The 1,494-nt window shown below is 74.0% G+C and carries 1 protein-coding gene and 1 pseudogene; both read right to left on the minus strand.

Annotated elements, in window-relative coordinates; all coding sequences use genetic code 11:
- Window positions 1–617 (minus strand): annotated as a pseudogene (locus H5J29_RS32380) (hypothetical protein); the annotation flags it as partial.
- A gap of 66 nt (window positions 618–683) precedes the next feature.
- Window positions 684–1,494 (minus strand): c-type cytochrome biogenesis protein CcsB (gene ccsB / locus H5J29_RS32385; protein ID WP_181784711.1); only part of this gene is annotated, 811 nt, incomplete at its 5' end.

Genomic DNA, 1,494 nt, shown 5'->3' on the forward strand with positions numbered 1-1,494 from the left:
GGCCCGGTCTCGGAGGCCGGGTCGGGCCGGGCGGGCGGCGCCGGGCGCTGCGGGGCCGGAGCCTGCTGGGCGAGCGTCTCGGGCTGCGGGGCCTCGTACGGCTGCTGCTCGTACGGCTGGGGCTCGTACGGCTGGGGCTCGTACGGCTGCGGCTCGTACGGCTGCGCCTCCGGGGCGGGAGCCTGCTCCACCGAGGTCTGCGGGACGGGCGCCTGCCGAACCGTCGGCTGCGGGGCCTGCGGAGACGGGGCCTGGGGCGACACGGCAGGCTGGGGCCGCGGCGGGGTGGGCGGGGTCTCCTGCGCCGGGACCGGCGGGGAGGAGAGCGGGTGCGGCGAAGGGCTGTGCGGTGAGGGCCGCGGGGCCTGCTCGTCCCGTGGCCACGGGGCGTCCTCGAGCTCGTCCATCTCCAGGACGTCCGAGCCCCAGGAGTCGTCCTCCGGGACGACGCCCCACGCCTCGTCCCGCCGCGCACCGATGCCGGCCCCGTTGTGGCCGTTCTGACCGGCGGTGTCGTCCCGCTGGTCGCCGGCGGCGCGGGCGTCGGCCGCCCAGCGCTCCCGGACGTACCGACCCACGGAACCGTCGGGGTACTCGTCGGGCCTCGTCTCGCTCACGGTCGCCGACGGTAGTCGCGCAAACTCTGCGGGTCGAGGTGATGCGATGCGGCTCCCCCGTCCGCCCTACCCGAGACCCGCGTACGAGTGCAGTCCGGCGATCACCATGTTGACGAAGAAGAGATTGAAGATCACCGTGGCGAGGCCCACGATGTTGATCCACGCCGCCCCGGTGGTGCGCCAGCCTGCGGTCGCCCGCGCGTGCAGGTAGGCCGCGTAGACCACCCAGGCGATGAACGCGACCGTCTCCTTGGGGTCCCAGCCCCAGAAGCGGCCCCAGGCGGCCTCGGCCCAGATCGCGCCGCAGATGACGGCGAAGGTGTACATCGGGAACCCGACGACGGTGGTGCGGTACGCCAACCGGTCCAGGGTCTCCGCCGCCGGGAGCTTCGCCGCGAACCGCGCGGGCTTCCCGGACCTCTTCATCAGGTAGAGGATGCTGGCGACACCGGGGACGATGAACAGCCCCGTCGCGAGGGTGACGGTCGTCACGTGGATGACCAGCCAGTACGACTGCAGCGCCGGGACCACCGGAGCGGCCTGCGCATAGAGGACGGTGCCCGCGAGCACCATCAGGGTCAGCACCGGCGCGAGCACGAAGACGCCGAGCCGCCGCAGGCCGCGGCTCCGGCCGTTCAGCCGCTGCAGCACGATCAGCCACGCCACGACGGCCGCGAAGCAGACCGCCGACGTGAACTCGTACATGTTGCCGAGCGGCCACCGCTCGGCGGCCAGCCCGCGCAGGACGATCGAGCCGAGGTGCAGCACCACGCCCAGGACCGACAACGAGACGGCCATCCGGCCGAAGGTCGTGGCCCGGGAGCGGCCCCGCGACGACGACGAGGTGGGCGGCGGGACGTCGGCGTTCTCCGCGTCG

It is taken from the genome of Pseudonocardia pini, assembly GCF_013870575.1.
Classification (GTDB): domain Bacteria; phylum Actinomycetota; class Actinomycetes; order Mycobacteriales; family Pseudonocardiaceae; genus Pseudonocardia; species Pseudonocardia pini.